Origin of the sequence: Pseudoalteromonas sp. SG44-17 (assembly GCF_014164235.1) — a bacterium.
Taxonomy (GTDB): domain Bacteria; phylum Pseudomonadota; class Gammaproteobacteria; order Enterobacterales; family Alteromonadaceae; genus Pseudoalteromonas; species Pseudoalteromonas rhizosphaerae.
In genome coordinates this window covers 15,652-37,092 of record NZ_JACJEV010000005.1, presented here as the reverse complement: position 1 = coordinate 37,092, position 21,441 = coordinate 15,652, and the positions used below count along the sequence as shown (strand labels likewise).

Annotated in this window: 21 protein-coding genes; 13 read left to right on the top strand and 8 right to left on the bottom strand. The window is 40.4% G+C overall.

The window, feature by feature from the left end; genetic code table 11:
* The gene (locus H5182_RS05600) at nt 1–630 is read right to left on the bottom strand and encodes a hypothetical protein (RefSeq protein WP_182759674.1); all 630 of its coding nucleotides are present in this window, start codon (nt 628–630) and stop codon (nt 1–3) included.
* Nucleotides 631–720: 90 nt separating this feature from the next.
* Complete coding sequence (locus H5182_RS05595; protein ID WP_182759673.1) at nt 721–1,203, bottom strand: DUF2947 domain-containing protein; 483 nt, start codon at nt 1,201–1,203, stop codon at nt 721–723.
* Nucleotides 1,204–1,263: 60 nt separating this feature from the next.
* Here H5182_RS05595 and H5182_RS05590 point away from each other — a divergent pair, with 60 nt between their 5' ends.
* The 5 genes from H5182_RS05590 (at nt 1,264) to H5182_RS05570 (ending at nt 4,982) form a co-directional block, all read left to right on the top strand.
* Entirely contained in the window at nt 1,264–1,503 is a 240-nt protein-coding gene (locus H5182_RS05590; RefSeq protein WP_182759672.1) for a DUF1653 domain-containing protein, read from the top strand.
* A 51-nt stretch (nt 1,504–1,554) separates the two neighbouring features.
* The gene (locus H5182_RS05585; protein WP_182731547.1) at nt 1,555–2,403 is read left to right on the top strand and encodes a MoxR family ATPase; all 849 of its coding nucleotides are present in this window, start codon (nt 1,555–1,557) and stop codon (nt 2,401–2,403) included.
* A gap of 1 nt (nt 2,404) precedes the next feature.
* On the top strand, nt 2,405–3,592 hold the full coding sequence (locus H5182_RS05580) for a VWA domain-containing protein (RefSeq protein ID WP_182759671.1): 1,188 nt from the start codon (nt 2,405–2,407) through the stop codon (nt 3,590–3,592).
* The gene (locus H5182_RS05575; protein WP_182759670.1) at nt 3,593–4,366 is read left to right on the top strand and encodes a hypothetical protein; all 774 of its coding nucleotides are present in this window, start codon (nt 3,593–3,595) and stop codon (nt 4,364–4,366) included.
* A 67-nt stretch (nt 4,367–4,433) separates the two neighbouring features.
* On the top strand, nt 4,434–4,982 hold the full coding sequence (locus H5182_RS05570; protein WP_182759669.1) for a hypothetical protein: 549 nt from the start codon (nt 4,434–4,436) through the stop codon (nt 4,980–4,982).
* Nucleotides 4,983–5,704: 722 nt separating this feature from the next.
* On the opposite strand, the gene H5182_RS05560 is transcribed toward H5182_RS05570, so the two are convergent.
* Entirely contained in the window at nt 5,705–6,229 is a 525-nt protein-coding gene (locus H5182_RS05560) for a Spy/CpxP family protein refolding chaperone (RefSeq protein ID WP_182759668.1), read from the bottom strand.
* 172 nt (nt 6,230–6,401) lie between these two features.
* Here H5182_RS05560 and H5182_RS05555 point away from each other — a divergent pair, with 172 nt between their 5' ends.
* Genes H5182_RS05555 through H5182_RS05545 form a run of 3 tightly spaced genes read left to right on the top strand, consistent with a single transcriptional unit; the run spans nt 6,402 to nt 9,440 of the window.
* Entirely contained in the window at nt 6,402–7,091 is a 690-nt protein-coding gene (locus tag H5182_RS05555; RefSeq protein WP_149982148.1) for a response regulator, read from the top strand.
* On the top strand, nt 7,069–8,484 hold the full coding sequence (locus tag H5182_RS05550) for an ATP-binding protein (RefSeq protein WP_182759667.1): 1,416 nt from the start codon (nt 7,069–7,071) through the stop codon (nt 8,482–8,484). Before H5182_RS05555 ends, H5182_RS05550 begins: the two co-directional genes overlap by 23 nt.
* An 11-nt stretch (nt 8,485–8,495) precedes the next feature.
* Complete coding sequence (locus tag H5182_RS05545; RefSeq protein ID WP_182758424.1) at nt 8,496–9,440, top strand: alpha/beta fold hydrolase; 945 nt, start codon at nt 8,496–8,498, stop codon at nt 9,438–9,440.
* Here the strand turns inward: H5182_RS05545 and H5182_RS05540 are convergent.
* Nucleotides 9,416–10,327, bottom strand: coding sequence for a cation diffusion facilitator family transporter (locus H5182_RS05540; RefSeq protein ID WP_145235244.1), 912 nt, complete (start codon nt 10,325–10,327; stop codon nt 9,416–9,418). The genes H5182_RS05545 and H5182_RS05540 overlap by 25 nt on opposite strands.
* Nucleotides 10,328–10,435: 108 nt before the next feature.
* Here H5182_RS05540 and trmL point away from each other — a divergent pair, with 108 nt between their 5' ends.
* Entirely contained in the window at nt 10,436–10,900 is a 465-nt protein-coding gene (trmL, locus tag H5182_RS05535; RefSeq protein WP_145235242.1) for a tRNA (uridine(34)/cytosine(34)/5-carboxymethylaminomethyluridine(34)-2'-O)-methyltransferase TrmL, read from the top strand.
* Between the two features lie 162 nt (nt 10,901–11,062).
* Nucleotides 11,063–14,908, top strand: a complete 3,846-nt coding sequence (locus tag H5182_RS05530) for an EAL domain-containing protein (RefSeq protein WP_182759666.1) — start codon at nt 11,063–11,065, stop codon at nt 14,906–14,908.
* 73 nt (nt 14,909–14,981) lie between these two features.
* Here the strand turns inward: H5182_RS05530 and gpsA are convergent, their stop codons facing one another.
* The 4 genes from gpsA to H5182_RS05510 are packed head-to-tail and all read right to left on the bottom strand — an operon-like array spanning nt 14,982 to nt 17,240.
* Complete coding sequence (gpsA, locus tag H5182_RS05525) at nt 14,982–15,989, bottom strand: NAD(P)H-dependent glycerol-3-phosphate dehydrogenase (protein ID WP_182731552.1); 1,008 nt, start codon at nt 15,987–15,989, stop codon at nt 14,982–14,984.
* 3 nt (nt 15,990–15,992) lie between these two features.
* Nucleotides 15,993–16,481 (bottom strand): protein-export chaperone SecB, encoded by a 489-nt coding sequence (gene secB / locus H5182_RS05520; RefSeq protein WP_145235236.1) that lies wholly within the window; start codon nt 16,479–16,481, stop codon nt 15,993–15,995.
* Nucleotides 16,482–16,519: 38 nt separating this feature from the next.
* Nucleotides 16,520–16,777, bottom strand: a complete 258-nt coding sequence (gene grxC, locus H5182_RS05515) for a glutaredoxin 3 (protein ID WP_145235234.1) — start codon at nt 16,775–16,777, stop codon at nt 16,520–16,522.
* A 31-nt stretch (nt 16,778–16,808) separates the two neighbouring features.
* Nucleotides 16,809–17,240 carry a rhodanese-like domain-containing protein gene (locus tag H5182_RS05510; RefSeq protein WP_145235231.1) on the bottom strand — a complete coding sequence of 144 codons (432 nt, stop codon included), beginning with the start codon at nt 17,238–17,240 and terminating at the stop codon, nt 16,809–16,811.
* Between the two features lie 200 nt (nt 17,241–17,440).
* Here H5182_RS05510 and gpmM point away from each other — a divergent pair, with 200 nt between their 5' ends.
* From gpmM to H5182_RS05495, 3 genes are read left to right on the top strand one after another with little or no spacing between them, the layout of a single operon-like run.
* Nucleotides 17,441–18,985, top strand: a complete 1,545-nt coding sequence (gpmM, locus tag H5182_RS05505; RefSeq protein WP_182759665.1) for a 2,3-bisphosphoglycerate-independent phosphoglycerate mutase — start codon at nt 17,441–17,443, stop codon at nt 18,983–18,985.
* Nucleotides 18,986–18,988: 3 nt separating this feature from the next.
* A complete protein-coding gene (locus H5182_RS05500) occupies nt 18,989–20,143 on the top strand; it encodes a murein hydrolase activator EnvC (protein ID WP_182731554.1) in 1,155 nt (384 codons plus the stop codon).
* Between the two features lie 35 nt (nt 20,144–20,178).
* A complete protein-coding gene (locus H5182_RS05495; protein WP_182731555.1) occupies nt 20,179–21,438 on the top strand; it encodes a S41 family peptidase in 1,260 nt (419 codons plus the stop codon).
* Nucleotides 21,439–21,441 lie beyond the last annotated feature (3 nt).

Below are 21,441 nucleotides of genomic sequence, written 5' to 3'. Positions count from 1 at the left end.
TTATATTTTTTTAACTCGAACATGGGGACGTTTTAAATTACGCCAATTGATATTGCCTGCTAGCAGCATTTCTCTCAGTGATAACGTTCGCGGTGTCGTGCGTTTATCAAAAGACCACTGATGGCCACAACAAGCAGCGGCCATTGTTGCCTTTGTGGGCTTTAATAACACCACCGACTGCCCTTCAAGCGGCTGACCTTGGCAGTCAAACCAACCATGCTCATTACAATGAAGTTTATTGTCGCTTACTTGGTCGATGCTGTCTATTGCAACACGGGTTTGATTTGCGCTATTGAGTAAAAGCGGAACAATTAAACCTACATTTTTATGTGTTTGATAAAAATCATAATTATTTTTTGCGTTGGGAGGCTGAGCTTTTTGCTTATCAAGCCAACAGCCATTGTGCGGATCTAACTGAAAAGGAACTTGACCATTTACCACGGCCGTTGCTGCGCGTTCTATATAATAAGGAAGACTTTTTAATCGCTTGCGTAAACGCTGTTCATTAACTTCAACAACTAATTGACCTATTTCCCGCGCATAAAAAGCATTGCACAACTGTGCATATAGCACACGTTGTGTATCTGATTGCCAAATATCGACTTGTTGAAAGGGGTCGCTTGCAGCCAACGATCATACTCTAAAACATCTAGTTGCTTGTTTTATAGCACAGTATTGACTGCTTTTTAAGCTCTGCTCTTTACAAAAGCAAAGCTCAGGTTACTTAACTTGTGACTTTATACCTAATTTAGCATCGCCAGTTTCTAAAAACTGCACTACTTCATCACGTTTCTTACCTAATAACAGACTACCATCAGCTAAAAACATAAAATTTTGCCAATTGCGTTTAAACACATCAAAGCTGGTTTCGATAATATTATCGCGGGCGATACAAAAATACACTGTAGTATTAGCTTGCCAACCTAAGTGCGCAAGGATCTCCGCTGGCAATTGCTCATCGCCGGCTTCCCATGCTGCTTCCCAGTGAATAGTTTGCGAGAAATTGTCTTCGTTACCACACCAGTCTGTTTTTTCAAAAAAATCAGGATGGTCATGTTCACGGCTCACCATGGTGCTCCATAAAACAGCGGCACGCTCATGGCTCATAGGTTTAATTAAGGCAAGGTCTTGTTCTGTTACTGGCGCATCTTTATGACGAAAAACCCACGCTTTTTTGTAATCATCTAACGAAATATAGTTCATAGTATTGGCAAATTAGTTAGCATTAAAAGTGCAAAGACAAATTATACAAGAGATCAAAACATGACTACAGCAATAAAACCACATACCCTCAAATCAGGCATATACCAACACTACAAAGGCCCAAAGTACAAAGTTATGTACGTCGCCACTCACAGTGAAACAGACGAACAATTAGTTATTTACCAAGCCTTGTATGGTGAGTTTGGCATTTGGGCAAGACCGCTTAGTATGTTTAGCGAAACGATTGAAAAAGACGGCCAAATTATTCCACGCTTTAGCTACCTTGGTGAAGCCGATTAACTATGGCATGATAGGCATATTGTTTACTGCTCAGACCAGATAGGTATTTACGTGCAATTTAATTCTACTGATAACTACATCGCAAGTTCAGCGTTAAAACAAGCGGTTAATGCGGCTATTTTGCTGGAAAAGCCACTTTTGATCAAAGGCGAGCCCGGCACAGGTAAAACCATGCTGGCTGAGGAGTTGGCTAAAAGCTTAGACACCACACTTATCCAATGGCATATCAAATCGACCACTAAAGCGCAGCAAGGCTTATATGAATACGATGCGGTATCACGCCTACGCGACAGCCAATTAGGTGATGCCCGGGTAAACGACATTGGTAACTATATTATTAAAGGCAAGTTGTGGCAGGCATTTACTTATGGTGAAGAACATAACAAACGCCCGGTATTATTAATTGATGAAATAGACAAAGCCGACATCGAATTCCCGAACGACTTACTATTAGAACTCGATAAAATGGAATTTCATGTTTATGAAACCGGTGAGCGTGTAATCGCAAAACAACGCCCTATTGTGATCATCACCTCAAACAACGAAAAAGAACTGCCCGATGCCTTTTTACGCCGTTGTTTTTTCCATTACATTGATTTTCCATCTAGTGACGAAATGCAGCAAATTATCGATGTTCACCACCCACACGTAAAACAAGATTTAGTTCGCCAAGCACTGGAAGTATTTTTTAATCTACGTGAAGTCAACGGCATTAAGAAAAAGCCTTCCACCAGCGAGTTACTTGATTGGTTAAAACTGCTTATGGCTGAAGACATCGATGCAAAAACTCTGCATGACAAAACTCAAAAAGGCGGTTTAATGCCAATGTTTGGCGCACTACTTAAAAATGAGCAAGATATCAGCTTAATTGAAAAACTTGCCTTTATGAGTCGCCGTTAAGATGTTGGCTGCGTTTTTCTTCAAACTGCGTGAATACCGTTTACCTGTTAGTTTGCGCGAGCTGCTTGATTTGATCAACGCGCTAAAAAAAGGCGCGGTATTTGCCGATATTGACGGATTTTATTATTTAGCCCGTACCATAATGGTTAAAGACGAAACTCACTTTGACAGGTTTGATAAAGCGTTTGCTGATTACTTTAGCGGCATTGCCGATCTGGACTTACTCGAAAGCTTAAATCAGCAGCACAACTTACCTGAAGATTGGCTGCGCAAAGAGTTTGAAAAACACTTAAGTGATGAAGAAAAAGCCCAACTTAAAGCCATGGGCGGCCTTGATGAGCTAATGAAAACCCTCAAAGAGCGCCTAGAAGAACAACAAAAACGCCACGCCGGTGGCAATAAATGGGTGGGCACGGGTGGTACATCGCCATTTGGCGCGTATGGCTACAATCCTGAGGGCGTGCGCATTGGTCAAGACGGCAACCGCAATCGCCAGGCGGTAAAAGTATGGGATAAACGCGAATACCGTAACCTAGATTCCGATCGTGAAATTGGCTCACGCACTATTAAGCTCGCCCTTAAAAAACTGCGCAAGTTTGCTCGCACTGGCGCCAGTGACACCCTCGATTTAAACGAGACCATTCGCGCTACCGCCAAGCAAGGCGGCATGCTGGATGTAAAAATGGCACCAGAGCGCCACAATGCGGTAAAAGTATTGATGCTGTTTGATATTGGCGGCTCAATGGATGATTACATTCACACCTGTGAAGAATTATTTAGCGCCGCGCATAGCGAGTTTAAACACTTAGAATTTTACTACTTTCATAACTGCTTATACGAACATGTTTGGCAAGACAACCAACGCCGCCATTCAAACGTCATCGACACCATGACGCTGATCAACAAGTTCACCAGTGACTATAAAGTGATCTTTGTTGGCGACGCCACTATGGGCCCGTATGAAATCGCCTACCCCGGCGGCTCTGTTGAACACTACAACGAAGAGCCCGGCAGCGCATGGCTGACCCGCATTACCAATCACTTTGATAAAGTCGCCTGGCTCAACCCACAACCGGTTGAACAATGGCGTTACTACCAATCAATTGATTTTATCAAGCAGCTAATGGATAACCGCATGTACCCACTAAGCTTAGATGGGATAAGTAGAGCGATAAAAGAGCTGAGTTAAATGAATAATATGAAAAAAAGTATTTATTTAAATGAATGGCTTGTTTGTACCCTTCTTATACTTATTGGATTCATCGTAGGTATTTCTACGAATTCAATTATGGAGATATTACTAAGCAAACTTAAACAGGATAGCCTTGCTAACTGGATAACTTCTATCAGTACCTTTGCAATAATGTTAGGCACTATCGCTTTAGCCTGTATAGCTTGGAAAGTAAGAAATTCTTGGGTTGAAGAAAAAAAACATAACTTAAGTGTTGTTTTGTTAAAAAACATATCAGCCTTTTATTGTATCTCTCTCGAGCTTAGAAAATCTCAAGTTCAAATTTTCGACCTATATGAAAATTTGAAATCCTCAGAAGATAATGATCCTAATGAAGCTTATAAAGCTACCTATGAAAAAGGCTTATCTGATGCATCTTTGCAGCAAGAGCTTTTGAAAATAAAGTCATTAAACAAAACGAAGTATCATGATTATTTAGAAGCACGTCGCATGTATGAAAACTTAGAAAAAGAGCAAGTAAAATACAAAAATACAGCATTAGTTAGCTCATCTTTAGTTAACTGGGGCAACGAAGCTGTAGAGCTTATAAAAAGCATAGAGGAAAATACCGTAGCGTTTTACGAAAAAATTTCACCAGATTATAAACGTCTATCCAAAAGAATAGCTGAAAATGATGAAGATATTTTGGACTTACCTAAACTAGATGAATCGATACTTTCAAAAAAATACGAAGGAAAATATACATTTAGTGACATTGATGGTGACGACTAACTTTTCCGTATTCGCCCTTTATTTTACATTGCCTCTTGATGCTATTAAGAAATAATAAGGGATAGAAATGTGCAAATCTGATAAAGCGATTCTATTAGGGGTTAGCTTAATATTTATTGCAGGTATAATTGTAGGGCAAACCTTTTCTTTTGAAGTAAAACTCAGTGACTTAATTGCAACCTTAGTTGCAATCATCACATTTTATTATGCTTTTCAAGGATTACAGCACAATAAGAGAATATATCAAAACTCTATAAAACCTGTAATTGAAAGGTTTATTAGCGTAGACAATGAAAAGTATGTTTATAACTTCCAACTAAAGAACTACGGTACAGGATCAGCTATAAATCTGAAATATAAGATACTATCAGATGCCGGTGAATTATCTCATAAAGATCTCCAACAGAAACTACTCTTATTTGGAGATATGGAGCTGGAAATAGGAGCGGAATTAGGTATTTCGCCTAATTCATCATTAAATATAATCACTATGAAGATGAACAATGAAGCTAGTTTCACGGAAGTAATAAAATACCTTGGTACAATTGAACTTCATGTTAACTTTTCATCAATTCAAGATGATGTTCAAGATAAGGTTTTTTCACTCACTCCCTAAAACTAAGTTTAAATAACTCCTTACTCTTCTTGTTGTGATTCAATAAAAAACGAGTAACACATACATATTAATTATTAAATTTCTACAACTCAGCTATATGATTCAATGTTTCTGGATAACGCTGCACCAGTTTTAGTAAAGTAATTGCTTGCCCATTAGGAACAATGCGCCCTCGTTCCCATTTTTCAAACATTCTTGCTGAGGTACGTAATAAGTTTGCAAATACTCAGCGCGACATATTAAACGCTTCGCGAATATTGATTATTTTATCGGATGAAATGGCGGGCTTATTTGCATCATTCATAGCATAAGTGAGTAAGGTTAGCTTGCCTTGTGCATGCGCTTAAATGTACGCAAATTACGTACACTTATCAAATTAACACTATGACGCGATATAAAATCGCTGCTACGAGATGGGTGATATTTCGTAGGCGCGGGTTTACCCCGCGCAATTAAAATTTATTCACAAAGAGGTTATGAGGCGCTGCGCTTTTAGAGAAGTAATTGTAAAAATAGGGGCTAGGTGCTGGGATGTACTCGGAGCTCATTGCTCGAGGCCCCTTGGCATTTTTTCTTAAATAACATAATCCTCTTTAAGCTTACTCATCCCTAGAAAAGCACTATAACGCGATATAAAATCGCTGCTACATGGGTCGTTGAAAAAGAAAAGCGCGGGATCTCTCCCGCGCTTCTTTTTTCGCTTTAGTAATTTTGGTAATTACTTAGCCTGCCGTTTGTTCGTCACGGCTGCGTTTTTTGTCACCTTTTTTACGCATGTGTTTTTTAATTTCTTGGTACTTTTCACGTTGTTCAGCATTTAATACTTGCCATACTTGATGCTGCGTTTTTAGGTTAATTAAGCCAAATTGCTCGCCTTTGGTTTGGCGCTGCGCTAATAACTCTTTTGCTGCGGCTTCATCAAAGGTTGGCATATCTAACAATGCTTGCATTTGTGCCTTATGTGCAGCACGCTCTTCCTTCATGGCCTGTTTATCGTTGCCACGTAGCGCTTTAAACTGTGCTTTTTGCGCATCAAAAATGCTTTTTAACTGGGTTTGTTGTTGCTCAGTTAAATCAAGCTTTTTAACGCCACGCTCAGAGAGTAAAAAGCGCGCTTGTTTATGCTGTTGAGAATGGCCTGGTTTATGATCCATGCCCTCTTTTGCTATTACGGCGCCAGTGCCTAATGTTGCTGTCGCTAATCCACAAATTAATACTAGTTTAGAAACTTTACTTGAAATAGTCATAATCATTACCTTTGAGTTGCTTGTAACTTAGTGTCTGTTCAGTTGTTATATTCACTATAACTAACCAAGTGCAAAGCAACGCAAAGCAATGTAAAGGTTGTGTAAAGGTTCACTTTTAAGTGCGTTAAGGCGTAAAATGAAGTTATTCCAGCGTAGTTAAGGTGAGCAAATAATGAAGCTATTAATGATTGATGATGATACCGGTTTATGTGAATTACTCTCGGAGTACTTAACTGCGCAAGGTTTTCAAATAGAATGTGCCCATGATGGCGAACAAGGCTTAAAACAAGCGCTTGAGCAAGAGTATGCATTAATTTTACTCGATGTTATGTTACCGAAACTAGATGGCTTTGAAGTATTAAAACAGCTTAGGCAAACAAAATTAACGCCGGTGATCATGCTAACCGCCAAAGGTGAAGACTTTGACCGTATTTTTGGTCTTGAACTAGGCGCTGATGATTACATTCCTAAACCATTTAATCATCGTGAATTACTCGCGCGGGTTAAAGCGATTACTCGTCGTATAGAACATATTACTAGCCTAGCAAATACCAGCAGTAATAAGTTAACCGTTAATAATATTGTTATAAATTTAGCTGCCCGCGAAGCGTATGTAGATGAACACCCGCTAAGCCTCACCGGTACTGAATATGAAGTACTTGCCTTACTGGTTAAACATGCAGGTGAAGTAGTCAGTAAAGAGCAAATAAGTGAAGAGGTGCTCGGTAGACGCCTAGCCTCTTTTGACCGCTCAATTGATATGCATGTGAGTAATATTCGTAAAAAAATTGCCGAGTTCAACAATGCAGAACGAATAAAAACCATGCGAGGGACTGGTTATGTCTTTATCCAAGGAGAGTAATAAAACTCTATTCCCCTGGTTAAAAAACCCTCAGCACTTTTTGTTTTTTAAGATTTTTGCTTGGTTTTGGCTAACAATTATAGGCACCATTACTGCGTTGGTGTTTTTAAGTAACATTGCGACTAATCAAGTTAGTAATGAAGACTTGCGTGGGCCAATGAAAAAAAACCTGCAATACACAGCCAAAAATATTGAACGCATAATTGAAAAACACAATAAACCAGCGGCCGAAATTTTAACTCATCCGCGGCTTGCAAAACAAAAGTTACTATATTTAAATTCAGATCAGCCAGATCATTCTATCAGTAGCAGAGTACCATCAAGTGAGATTGATTTAAGTTTACTTAATTTCACTAAAAACATGCCGCCACAAATTATTTTTACCGAGTATTATCAAGCATTCGGACCGATAAAAATAAACCTTCCTGAGGGGCAATTTTACCTATACGAAATTGATGAGAATCATCAACCACCTTTTTTTATACGGTTAAAGCTGATGCCGATTTGGCTAAAAGTGATCATTGCTTTACTGGCTTCATTAACTTTAAGTTTTATATTTAGTCGTAACCTAATTGCTCCTATTAATCACTTAAAGCAAGCTGCAATTAAGCTCTCTGACGGCGATTTAACCGCGCGCGCTGAAATTGATCCAAACAGGCAAGATGAACTGGGCGTACTTGGCCGCGACTTTAATAGTATGGCAAGTCAGTTAGAGCAACTGATTTCTGCACAAAAGCGCTTATTGGCTGATATATCTCACGAGTTGCGTTCCCCCCTAACTCGCCTTAAAATGGCTACGGGTCTTGCGCAAATGCAGACCCCAGAAGAAAACCAAACCTATTTATTACGCATTGAAAAAGAAGCAAATCAGCTCGATAAAATGATCGCTGATGTGCTGCAAGTATCGCGCTTAGAGGCGAAAAGTCAGGCGCTATCGCTGCATCAACAATCCTTACAGATCATTATTGATCATGTTTTGAATGATGCACAATTTGAAGCTAAACAGACTAATAAGCAATTAATTATTAATGGCCAACTCAATGTTGATATTTATTGTGACGAGAGCCTCATTGCCAGTGCGCTAGAGAATGTTTTACGCAACGCAATAAAATATGCAGAGCAAACAATCACCCTAACATTGAGTTTAAGTGATGCTATTTATATAGAGATCAGTGATGATGGGCCGGGCGTCGAACCGCAAAATTTAGGCAAATTATGTGAGCCTTTTTTCCGCCAATCTGATGCACGAGACAGAACTAGCGGCGGCACAGGACTTGGCTTAGCGATTGCTAAAAATGCAATTGTCGCCCATTCTGGCAGTTTAACGCTGCATAATAAACAACCAAGCGGGTTATGTGTGCGTATCGCCTTACCTCTGGATAAACAAAAATAATCATGGCCATTATGTTTTACAGCACAGAGCAAAACTTACTTACCCAACAACCTGAGATAACGCAGTTTTTTCAGCAGCAGTTGCACAAAGCGCAGCTGACTACCGATAATGGCGATTTATATTATGGCTATGTGATACCTGAGCATGCCAAAGCCGCTATTGTTATTTGCTCTGGACGTATTGAAGGATTAGATAAATACCAAGAGCTAATCTGGGAGTTATATAAAAATAACTATGCGGTGTTTATTATTGATCATCAAGGACAAGGCCGTTCTTATCGCGCTTTAGCCAATCCTCATAAAGGTTTTGTTAATAAATTTAGTGATTATGCTGATGATTTAGCACTGTTTGACCGTCTAATTGTCAGTAAACTCTACCAAGGCAAAAAAGTCATCCTAGGGCATTCAATGGGCGGCGCGATTGCCTTTGATTTCCTGACCCGGTTTGAACATAACTACAGTGGGGTATTTTTGTCTTCGCCCATGTTTGATATTTTCACTAAAGGTACTCCCAAACCACTGGCTAAACTTGCCGCCCGTGCTGCCTGTTTGTTTGGTTTTAATAAACACTATGCGTTTGGCCAAGCAGATTACCTGCCTGATGAATTCGCACAGAATGACCTTACCAGTAGCGAAACTCGCTATGATTTATTTAGACAAACCTACCAAACGGATAGCGCGCTACAATTAGGCGGGGTGACTTACGGCTGGTTGAATGAAGCTTTTGGCTTTATGGCAACTCTTGAAAAACAACAGCTATCGATTCCACTTTTTGTAGCCAGTGCTGAGAATGATACTGTGGTTGATAACCAAGCCCAATTAGCCTTAGTTCACCGTCAAAGTAATGCTATTTTACAAACATTTGCGAATGCTAAGCACGAGTTACTATTTGAACAAGACACCATTCGCAAAGCTGTGCTTAGCCGTTTTTATCAGTTTTGTGATTCATTAACTTGAGCGCGGCTATTACTCAATGACATTGGATCTTGATGGATCAAAATATCCATTTCACAATTAAATTCTTGTTGGATCATCGCCACTACTTCATCCGCTACATAATGAGCACGGATCAAGGGGAGTTGATCTTCAAGCTCTAAATGCATTTGAATAAACTTAACTTTACCACCTTGTCGCGTGCGTACGTCATGTACGCCAAATACATCGTTATGGCTGTTAGCGATTGATATAATACTGGCTTTTTCGTCCTCAGGTAGCTCTTTATCCATTAAATGGTCAGCGCTTTGCCTAGCAATATCCCAACTGTTATAAAGCAAATAACCCGCAACGCCAATGGCAAAAATAGGATCCGCGTACAGCATATCATTTTGCGCAAGCAGTATGGCCAGCAGTACTGCTGCATTTAAAATTATATCACCTTTGTAATGCACAGAGTCTGCTTTAACTGCAATTGACTCGGTGTGCTTAATGACTTGAGTTTGTACATAAACCACCACTAAGGTGCAAGCAATCGCAAATAGACTAACCCATACCCCGAGCATTGAATGACTTAGTACCACAGGATTAAATAATCGCTCTATACCATGAAACGCCAATAAACAGCCAGAGCCTGCAATAAATGCCGCTTGCCCTAAACCCGCCAAGGCTTCGGCTTTACCATGACCAAAACGATGATCGTCATCAGCTGGGCGCAGTGCATAAAAGAGCACCATAAAACTCATTGCTGAAGCGGTAATATCCATCAAAGAATCGGTGAGTGATCCGAGCATAGAGGCAGAGCCAGACGCAAGCCATGCCCAACATTTAGCAGCAATCATTAAACTCACCATCACCATAGTGACCACACTTGCTGTTTTTACCCAAAACTCATAACTGCGCTGATGCACGTTTTTGCCTATGCTTAAAGTGTTTACTTAAAATGAGTATATCATTTTTTTTATCTGTTTCGTGTATACTCTCGAACGTCAAAATGTAGATCACCAATAAGGCTCGTTATGCTTGATATCGTTTTATACCAACCTGAAATTCCACCTAACACAGGGAATATTATTCGCCTGTGTGCAAATACGGGCTATGCTTTGCATTTAATCGAGCCTTTGGGCTTTGAGTGGGACGATAAGCGCGTGAAAAGAGCTGGCCTTGATTACCATGAATTTAGCCATGTGCAACGCCATCCTTCATTTGCAGCTTACTTAGAAAAATGCCAACCTAAAAAAGTATATGCATGTACCACTAAAGGCAGTCAATTTCACCATCAAGCGAGTTATGAAGCAGGTGATTGTTTAGTGTTTGGCCCAGAAACCCGGGGCTTACCAGATGATTTAATTCAATCACTACCTAATGAACAACGTGTGCGTATTCCTATGCAAGCTAACAGTAGAAGCATGAACTTATCTAACGCAGTGGCTGTTTTTGTTTATGAATCATGGCGTCAGTTAGGCTTTCCTAACGCGCAGTAAATTATATTAAAATGCGCCTATATCGTTAGGCGCCTTGTTTTATAATCACCATTATAATTTAGCACTACATATAGCAATAAATTTGCTTCGAGTGGATTCGCATTATTTCTATTCCTACACTATTCTAAATAAGTTCTTTTTAAACTGATTCAATGGATTGTAATGCGTTTTTTCCTTCAAATATGCTGTTTTATTAGCATGTTATCTATTGTAAATGCAAACGCGAGTGTAGCTGAATTAAATGCGAATGAACTTTCGCTACCCGCCATTAATGACTTTACTCAAGACCCGAGTAATGCGTTTTGGCTCGCTACCAATAAAGGGCTGTTTAATTACGACTCGGTGCATCTTTTTAGTGGCCAAGCACCACCTTTTTCATCATTTGCGAATCAAGCCATTTTACAAGTAGCTACTTATAAATCCTGGTTATTAATTAACACTGAGCAAGGGCTGAGTTTAATAAACTTAATTAACAACCAGTTAATTCAACTAACAGCAACACCGCTAAAACAGCCGATATTAACCACCGAGCTCGGCTTTTACTTTCTGTACCAAGGTCAGATCCACACTATAAAAGACGAAAAAATCTATTCTCCATTCGCCTTTTCAGAGCAGATCGTCGAACTCGCATTGGGATTTAACAACAGCCTATGGCTACATTCAGGTAGTAATTTAGTTAGTCACTTTGATTTAGCAAGTAATGCTATTACAGCTCAGCTTATCGTCCCCGCGCCTATCGCGCAATTGAGTCCAAGTCAAACCTCAGCAGCGATCCTTATCAATACCAATAACGACCAACATTACCTGTTTAACAACACGCACTCTATGCAAGAAATAAAACTCCAGCATGCGCATGTTCAACAACTAAATTACTTTGATGATCAGCTTTATTATTTGCATAAAAATCGCGCTTATAAACATGATTTAACGACCAAAAACACTAATCCTTTATTTTATAGTGCTCCTGCACGCTTTTTATTAATTAAACAAAACAACCAACAACTGTGGCTGCAAACTGCCACTAAAAGCTGGCTAAAGCTCCCTGCAATGCAAATTATCACAACCCCTATCACCGATAATCCTGCTCCGCGTATGCAGCAATACTTTGACATGTTGGAACAGTTAGATAATTTTACACAACATAAAAAAATTATTACCATCGCTTATCTGCGCGAAGATAAATGGGCTGTTGCAACCAACACTGGTTTATATTTATACAGTGCCCGCAACCTCACTTTTGATTTATTAATAAAGGATCAAGTTACTGCCCTGTATTCAACCGCCCCAACAACACTTTGGGTAGCAACCAAAAAGCAATTAATAAAATATGATTTTGCGACGCAGCAACAAAACCAAACACTACCAATTAATAACATTAATGCTTTAACATCCCTTAATGACGAGCAATATCTAGCAAGTAATGGTGAGCAATTATTTTATATTGCTAAACAACAGCTCACCGCCCTTGTGCTTGAAACTGAAGCCCTCGGGCAGATCAACGCTATTTATTATCAACGCAACTCTTCAAGGCTTTGGCTTGCAACAAGTAACGGCTTATGGCTGAGCCAATGGCAAGCACCTGAAAATTCTCAGCAAATAACACTTGAGATAAATTTTGATAAAGTAAGTACGTTTAACACCACAGCCATTTACGAAGCACCACAAAATGCTTTGTGGATAGTTGATTCTCAAGCGATAAAACTCTACAAACCCAGCACTAACCTATGGGTTGAAAATGCCACTCATAGTATTGCCGCTTATATTGATGATTCTATAAGTTATGAGCAACTTCCGAGTTCACTCTTTAGCGTTAGCTATCGTGATAAAATAATGTTGTTTGCACCAACAGGTAATACTTTATTAGAAGTACATTCAAAACAAGCACCACCTCAAAGCAGCTCTTTTTTAGTCAGTCATTTGACTTTGCACTATCAAGAGCAAGACCAAGACTATTACCACTTAGCAACCAACGCAGTAAATACCAGCCAACCGCTAAAAGGGATTTCTGTTTGGTTTAGCAGTAATAGCCTCTTGCCTATGCGGCTAAATTACCGGCTTGATCCCAATGGCGATTGGCTAGCACTGCCGCCGACTCAAACTATGCTGTCACTGGCAAGTAGTGAAAAGAATATTTATCTTGAAGTTAAAAACCTTAATCAAGTAAACAGCGAACCGCTAGTGTTAATGATTAAACAAACTGCTTTTACTTTCCCTCACTGGATCAATTATCTCATTTTAGCGGCTATTTTCGCTATTTTACTGCTGTTAATTGTTTATAGATTAAAAAGTGGTGCTAAACATAATTTGGTCAACGCGTTAATGACGCAATCAAAAGATGCCATTTGGATCGCCAATGAACAGTTTCAAATAACGAACATAAACCAAGCATTTACAACTATTTGTGGCTTTACTCTTGCTGATGTAGTGGGTAAAAAACCAAAAGCCTTTACTGTAAACGGCCGCGATAAAAAATTAGAAAGCCTCATTTATAATGATCTAGAGGTTGATGGTTATTGGTCTGGTGAAATTTGGAATGTGCGTAAAGACGGGCAACCCTATGCCTTAGATTTATCGATAACGAAAGTAAAAACCCCTAACCTACGTACTAGTAGCGCGCATTATATTGGGTTATTTTCAGATGTAACTGCACGTAAGAATAATGAACGTGCGATGCTTAAATTAACCACTCGAGATTCTGTCACTGGGCTATCCAATCGCACTATTTTTATTGAATCTGTAAATAAGGCAATTGCCAGCTGTAATAACAACTTCCCTAATTTACTGATTATTTTTATAGATTTAGACAATTTTAATAAAATTAACGAATCCCTTGGTCACGCAATCGGTGATGAACTATTAAAAGAAGTTGCGGGCAGACTCACTCGAAACCTTGATTCTGGTTATACCTTGGCCCGCTTAGGGGGAGATGAATTTGCTGTACTTGTACCGCCATATTTATATTCAGGTAAGACCGTCTTTTTCGCCAAAAAACTGGCCGATAATATTCTTAAACAATTCCAAACACCGTTTATGCTTGATGGTATAGAGAGCTTTATTTCTGCCTGTTGTGGCATCGCTGGGTACCCAGAAAATGGTTATAACAGCGAAGCGCTGATGCGCAGCGCCAACAGTGCGCTTAATCACGCCAAAAAGATGGGTCACAATAATTATCAATTTTTTGATAAATCTAAACACACGATTGATACTAATGAGCTTAGTAAAGAAAGTGCACTTTTTCGGGCTATCGAACATCAGGATTTTCAATTATTTTACCAAGTAAAATATAACGCAGATAAAGATCAAGTACATGGTTTTGAAGCTTTAGTCCGTTGGCCACAAGTTGATGGCAGTATAATTAGTCCTGTTGAATTTATCCCTCTTGCAGAACAAAATGGCGCAATTATTCCTCTCACTTTATTGCTAATGAAGCAGCTATTTAAGCAACTAGAGTTATGGCGTAATGAAGGGGTGAGTTTTGGCAAAGTAGCTATTAATGTTTCTGCTCTGCACTTTCAGCAAAGTAGTTTAGTCGAAACCCTCACTGAGTGTTTAACAAACTACGACGTACCTGCGCGCTGTGTTGAGTTAGAAATAACTGAAAGTGCCATGATGGACAACCCTGAATTTGCCCAACAGCAAATGAATCGCTTAAAAGCACTAGGATTTACCATTGCGCTAGATGACTTTGGTACTGGTCATTCATCATTGGGCTATCTAAAACGTTTTCCAATTGATACTTTAAAAATTGATCGCTCTTTCATAAAAGATATTGTCGATAGTGAGCAGGATCGTAATATTACCGCGACAATTATTCGCCTCGCTAAATACTTACATATCGATGTTGTTGCCGAAGGGGTTGAAACTAAAGAGCAGGCTTATATGTTGCATGTTATGGGCTGTAATACGATGCAAGGCTATTATTATAGTCGCCCGCTTTGTGCTGAAAAAGTAGCTGCTTATCTCGAAAAAAACAACCTGAGAAAACAATCTAATTTGATGAATGACTAAGTACCATGTTAGTTATTAGATTAACTGCCAGCGTTTATACAATCCCATAAACGCTGGCAGCTACAAGGCACTGTTACTCTGATTTTTGCTCGCGACCTAATAAAGCCATCGCGGCTTCTTTCACGTCTTTATTTTCATAAAGTACCTGATAGATTTGCTCAGTGATCGGCATTTCAATACCAGTACGTTGTGCAAGTAAATAAACTTCTTTGGTGTTGCGATAACCTTCGACCACTTGACCAATTGATGCTATCGCCTGCTCTACCCTTTCACCTTTACCCAGTGCTAAACCAAAACGACGGTTACGAGACTGATTATCGGTGCACGTTAGAATCAAATCTCCCAGCCCAGCCATGCCCATAAAGGTTTCTGACTTAGCACCAAGCGCGCAGCCTAATCGGCATAACTCAGCTAAACCACGGGTGATCAATGCTGTCCGCGCATTAGCACCAAAACCAAAGCCGTCAGACATACCAGCGCCAATCGCAATCACATTTTTAACCGCGCCACCGAGCTGAATACCAATAAAATCATTATTGTTATAGACCCTAAATGAGCGACCACAATGCAATAGTTCAGCTAACTGTTTTGCAAAGGCTGTTGATGTTGACGACACTGAAATAGCAGTAGGTAAACCCATCGCCATTTCTTTAGCAAATGTAGGGCCTGATACGACTGCCAGTGGCACATCATCACCTAATTCTTGCTGGGCAACTTCTTGCAAAAGTCGGCCTGTATCTGGTTCAAGCCCTTTGGTTGCCCATGCAACTTGTGCCCCTTCAAGTAATGAAGGCTTAATTTGCTGTAGCGTATCGCCAAATGCATGACTTGGTACAACAACCAAAATCACTTGGCTTGCAGTTACTGCGGTGTGTAAGTCGGCTTCAAGGTGTAAAGTGTCAGGAAAAGTGACATCGGGCAGGTAACGTTGATTTTTCCGCTCAGCTGCAAGCGTGGCAACGTCATCGCTATTGCGACCCCAAAGTGTCACTTGGTGACCGTTTCGGGCTAAACAAATAGCAAGGGCGGTGCCATAAGACCCCGCCCCTAATACAGTAACAGCTGAATTGGCTGTACTCATAAGTTATGCGTCTGCAGTTGCCTGTTCAGCTTGCGCTGCACGTTGCTGCATGTATTGAGCGAATAACGCATCAAAGTTCACAGGTGCAAGGTTAAGCTGTGGGAATGTACCACGGTTAACTAAGTTAGATACCGCTTCACGTGCGTACGGGAACAATACGTTCGGGCAGAATGCGCCAAGCATGTGTGCAAGTTGTACTTCTTCAACTTCAGCGATAGTGAAAATACCCGCTTGTTGAATTTCACATAAAAAAGCCGTTTCTTCACCGATAGAAGCAGTAACAGTCAGTGCTAATACTACTTCAAACACGCCTTCGTCTAATTTATTAGAACGTGTATCAAGGTCAAGCTTAACTTCTGGTGTCCATTCTTTTTGGAAAATAGCAGGTGAATTAGGCGTTTCAAAAGACACGTCTTTTGTGTAAATACGTTGGATCGTAAATTGTGCGCCAGTTTCTTCTTGTGCTGCTACGTTCTGGTTTTCTTCGTTCATGATAATTCCTAACTTTTAATCGTTTTTATAATAAATGCTTAAGCGTTTAACTTAGCGTCAAGTTTGCCTTGGGCTTCAATCGCCATCATGTCGTCACAACCGCCGATATGCTCATCATTAATAAAAATTTGCGGTACTGTGCTCGCGCCACCTGCTTTGGCAATCATTTCATCACGTAATTCAGGCTGTACACCAATGTCGATATTTGTAAATTGCACACCTTTATTTGTTAGCAACGCTAAAGCACGCTGACAAAAAGGGCAATACGCTTTGGTGTAAAGAACAACATTACTCATAACAATTCCTCTATCGGCCTAACTAACTTAATTAGCGACCTGTTGTCGTTGGTAGACCAGCACTTTGCCATGCACCCATACCACCAGATAAAACATAAACTGATTCAAAACCAGCTTTATGCATAGCAGTTGCGATACCTGAGGCTGTCATGCCTGTGGTACATACCAATATAATGGGTTTACTCTTAGACTTTTCAAGGCTTGAGAAGTCAGATTGTTTCGCTTTTTCAGAGCTAAGGTGCTCAGCGCCTGCAATACGGCCATTATTAAATTCTTTTTGTGCGCGTATATCTACAACGACACCGTCTTCACGGTTAATTAATAATGTTAATTGTTGCGGATTTATTTGACGAATTGCTGAAAACTTACTTTTAAACCAGCCGCCCACGATGAGTGCTACTAAAGCAACCCAAGCTAAACTTAATATCGGATGATTACCGACAAATTCAATATATTGATCCATGCGTCTTCCACTATGAAAATTGTCCCGCGCCTTTAGCACTGGGGTTAAACGTAAGGGTAATGCCCTAGCCACGCAAGTATACGTGCTTGATTAGAAATTACCAGAGAGTGAAATATTTTAATATGCCCTTTTGATTGCTGATCATAACCACAAAACACGGTATGCTAAGGCTAAGCAGGAGCTAATTTTCAGGAACAAAAATGACACAACATAAAAAACCTCTCGTACTCATGATTTTAGATGGTTGGGGATACCGTGAAGATACCCAAAGCAACGCAATTTTAGCGGCAAACACCCCTGTTTTAGACGAACTTTGGGCAACTCGCCCGCACACCCTAATTTCAGCCTCTGGTTTAGATGTTGGTCTTCCTGATGGGCAAATGGGCAACTCAGAAGTAGGCCATGTCAACTTAGGTGCTGGCCGTGTGGTTTATCAAGATTTCACCCGCATCACTAAAGCAATAAATGACGGTGAGTTTGCGCATAACCCAACACTAGTTGAAAACATTGATAAAGCTGTGAATGCTGCTAAAGCAGTGCATTTAATGGGCTTATTAAGCCCAGGTGGTGTGCATAGTCATGAAGACCATATTGTAGCTGCAATTGAATTAGCTGCAGCGCGCGGCGCTAAAGAAGTGTACTTTCATGCATTTTTAGATGGCCGAGACACTCCACCACGTAGCGCAAAAACGTCAATTGAACGTATTGAAGCGCTATTTAGCAAATTAAATTGTGGTCGCTTAGCATCGATCATTGGCCGCTACTATGCAATGGACCGCGATAATCGCTGGAACCGAGTAGAACAAGCCTATGACCTAATGGTCAGTGGTATTGCGCAACATAGTTACAAAAATGGTGTTGATGCATTAGCTGCGGCTTACGAACGTGATGAAAACGATGAGTTTGTTGCTGCAACTACCGTAGCAGCACAAGGCCAAGACGCAGTACAAATTAATGACGGCGATACGGTTATTTTCTTAAACTTTAGAGCCGATCGTGCTCGTGAGATGACCCGCGCATTTGTTGATAAAGACTTTGACGGTTTCGCCAAGAAAAAAGCCCCCGCACTAAGCGGCTTTGTTATGTTGACCGAATACGCAGCAGACATCGACGCACCAGCAGCCTTTGCCACAGTCCCTTTGACTAATGTATTGGGTGAATGGTTTGAAAAACACCATAAAACACAGCTACGTATTTCTGAAACTGAAAAATATGCACATGTGACGTTTTTCTTCAGTGGCGGACGTGAAGATGAATTTGAAGGTGAAACCCGCGAGCTGATCCCATCACCACAAGTTGCGACCTACGATTTACAACCTGAAATGAATTCAGAAATGCTCACCGATAAACTCGTCGAAGCGATTAAAAGCGGTAAATACGATGCAATTATTTGTAACTATCCAAATGGCGATATGGTCGGTCACTCAGGTGTATTTGAAGCCGCAGTAAAAGCCTGTGAAGCAGTCGATCATTGTATTGGTCGTGTTGTTGCTGCCCTTGAAGAATTTGGTGGTGAAGCATTAATTACAGCTGATCACGGTAATGCTGAACAAATGGCTAACCTTAAAACTGGCCAAGCGCATACCGCACACACCAGTGAACCTGTTCATTTCATTTATGTTGGTCGTGATGCAACACCAAGCGAAGGCAAAGCGCTCAGTGATGTTGCGCCAACCATGTTGCACTTAATGGGCATGGAACAACCAAGCGAGATGACTGGCACACCAATCATGACATTGAAATAAACCATGAATAAAAGTATTAACCCATTAATTTTTAGTACGCTCGTTGTTACTGCGTTAATACTCACTTTATTAGTGACGGCCCCTGCCGTCGCTAATGAAGATCGTACTAAAAAAGATCTCAGCGAAATCCAAACGGCGTTAAAGCAAAGCCAAGCTGAACTTGCCGCCCAGCGTAAAGACATCGAAAAATCGCAAAAGAACCTGCAACAGCACGAACTCGAGATCGCAAAAAACGCTAAGGCACTAAATATTGCCGAGCAATCAATTCGCGATACTGAAAAACAACAACAACAGCAACAGCAGCAAGCTGAAGCACTTGAGGAAAAACGCCTAGAGCAGCAACATGCACTCGCCGCACAAATTAAAAGTGCCTATATGTCTGGCGGACATGACTACTCTAAAATGCTATTGAATCAAGAAAATACCGCACAGGTTGAACGCACATTAAGTTATTATAATTACCTCAACAAAGCGCGCATTGAGCAAATTGATGAGCTAAAAGCACTCCTGATTGAAATAGCGGATGTACAAACTGAACTTGAAAAAACCAAACAACACTTAGTTGTGCTCCATAAAGAGCAAGCCAATCGTCATCAAGCACTCATTGCAGCGCAACAACAACGAAAAGCCAACATCAGTGAATTAAAAACCAAGCTTAGCTCAACCAAAAACTCAATTGATTACTTAAAAGATAATGAAAAAACCCTAGTAGCTACCTTGCAAGAACTTGAAAAAGAAAAAACTAAAAAGGTTGAGTTACTGGGCCTATCAGCCAGTAAAGGTAAATTAAACTGGCCAACAAAAGGTAAAATTGAGCACAGCTTCGGCCAACATAAGCACGGTGGTATTGACTGGAAAGGCGTATTAATTGGCGCTAATGAAGGCAATAATGTGCATAGCGTCCACAACGGTCAAGTCGTGTTTGCTGATTGGTTAAAAGGCTACGGCTGGGTTATTGTTATTGACCACGGTGAAGGCTTTATGAGTTTATACGGCCATACTCAAACCTTACTAAAAGACGTAGGTGATATAGTACGCCAAGGCGATATTATCGCTTTAGTTGGTCAAAGCGGCGGACAAGCAAATTCTGGTCTATACTTTGAAATACGCCACAAAGGACGCGCAGTAAATCCTGTAACATGGTGCAGACGCATTTAATTGATTAAACAGCTGCACCCCACTGGGAGCAGCTGATGCTAAATACACAATTACAAATACAGCAGTTACAATACTCTGCTTTTAATCGCATCCTAATAAGCTATTTATTACTCGTTAGCGTTTTTTTGTGCCTGAGTTTTAATAGCTTTGCAGTGACCTCGGTGGGCGATTTAAAAAGCCAACAAAAAAACGAAATCCTCTTTAATATACATGCCTATTATGTTGAAGACTTAGCTTTGCAACAAAGTTTTGAAAGCAGTCAACAATTTGAAGCCCTGCTCGCACAGCTAGACCCTTACTCTAAGTACCTTAATGAACACGAGTTAGAAGCGCTATTTAGCAGCACTAATGGCCGCTACACAGGCCTTGGGATTGAAATAAAACAGCAACAACAAAAAATTATTATTGTAAACACAATTAAAGACTCTCCCGCAGCCATTGCCGGAGTACAAATAAATGATGTGCTACTTGCCGTTAATCAGCAAACAGTCGCACATAAAGACATCAATCAAGTTGCGCAAATGATTAAAGCTAGTGACACAGCAACGGTTACTTTAACGGTTGAACGAAGTAATTCACCACAAGCCATTTATTTTACCCTGACTAGATCAGAAATTAACTTAGAGAGTGTCACCAGTTCATTATCAGAGTTTGGTATTGGTTATTTGGCAATAAATAGCTTTACCAATCACACCTTGCATGATGTTGCGCGGCAAATAACAGCACTGCAAAGCCATTACGGTAATCCACTTACAGGCTTAGTGCTCGATTTACGCGACAATCCAGGCGGCACATTACAAAGTGCTGTAGCGGTATCGGATCTATTTTTACAAAGTGGCACCATAGTCACCACCAAAGGTCGCTTTTATGATGCAAACCAGCACTTTCGCGCCAAAAAAGGTGATATTTTAAATGGTGCGCCAATCGTCGTACTTATTAATGAAAACTCGGCCTCAGCAGCAGAGATTTTAGCCGCTGCACTTAAAGACAATCACCGTGCCACACTAATTGGCAGCCAATCATTTGGCAAAGGATCGGTGCAATCTTTGATCCCATTAGGCAATGGTAATACAGCACTAAAATTAACCACTGCAAAATACTTTACCCCATCGGGTCAATCTATTGAGGGGATTGGAGTCACCCCCGATGTGGCGATTAATCAATCAACCCTTTCGCAAATTGATAAAGTAGTTATAATAAAAAACGAACAAGGAAATGACGATCGGCCATGGTCACGCAAAGACTCAGCTGATCCACTGTTATTAAAAGCACAGCAGCTATTAACTATGAAATAAAGC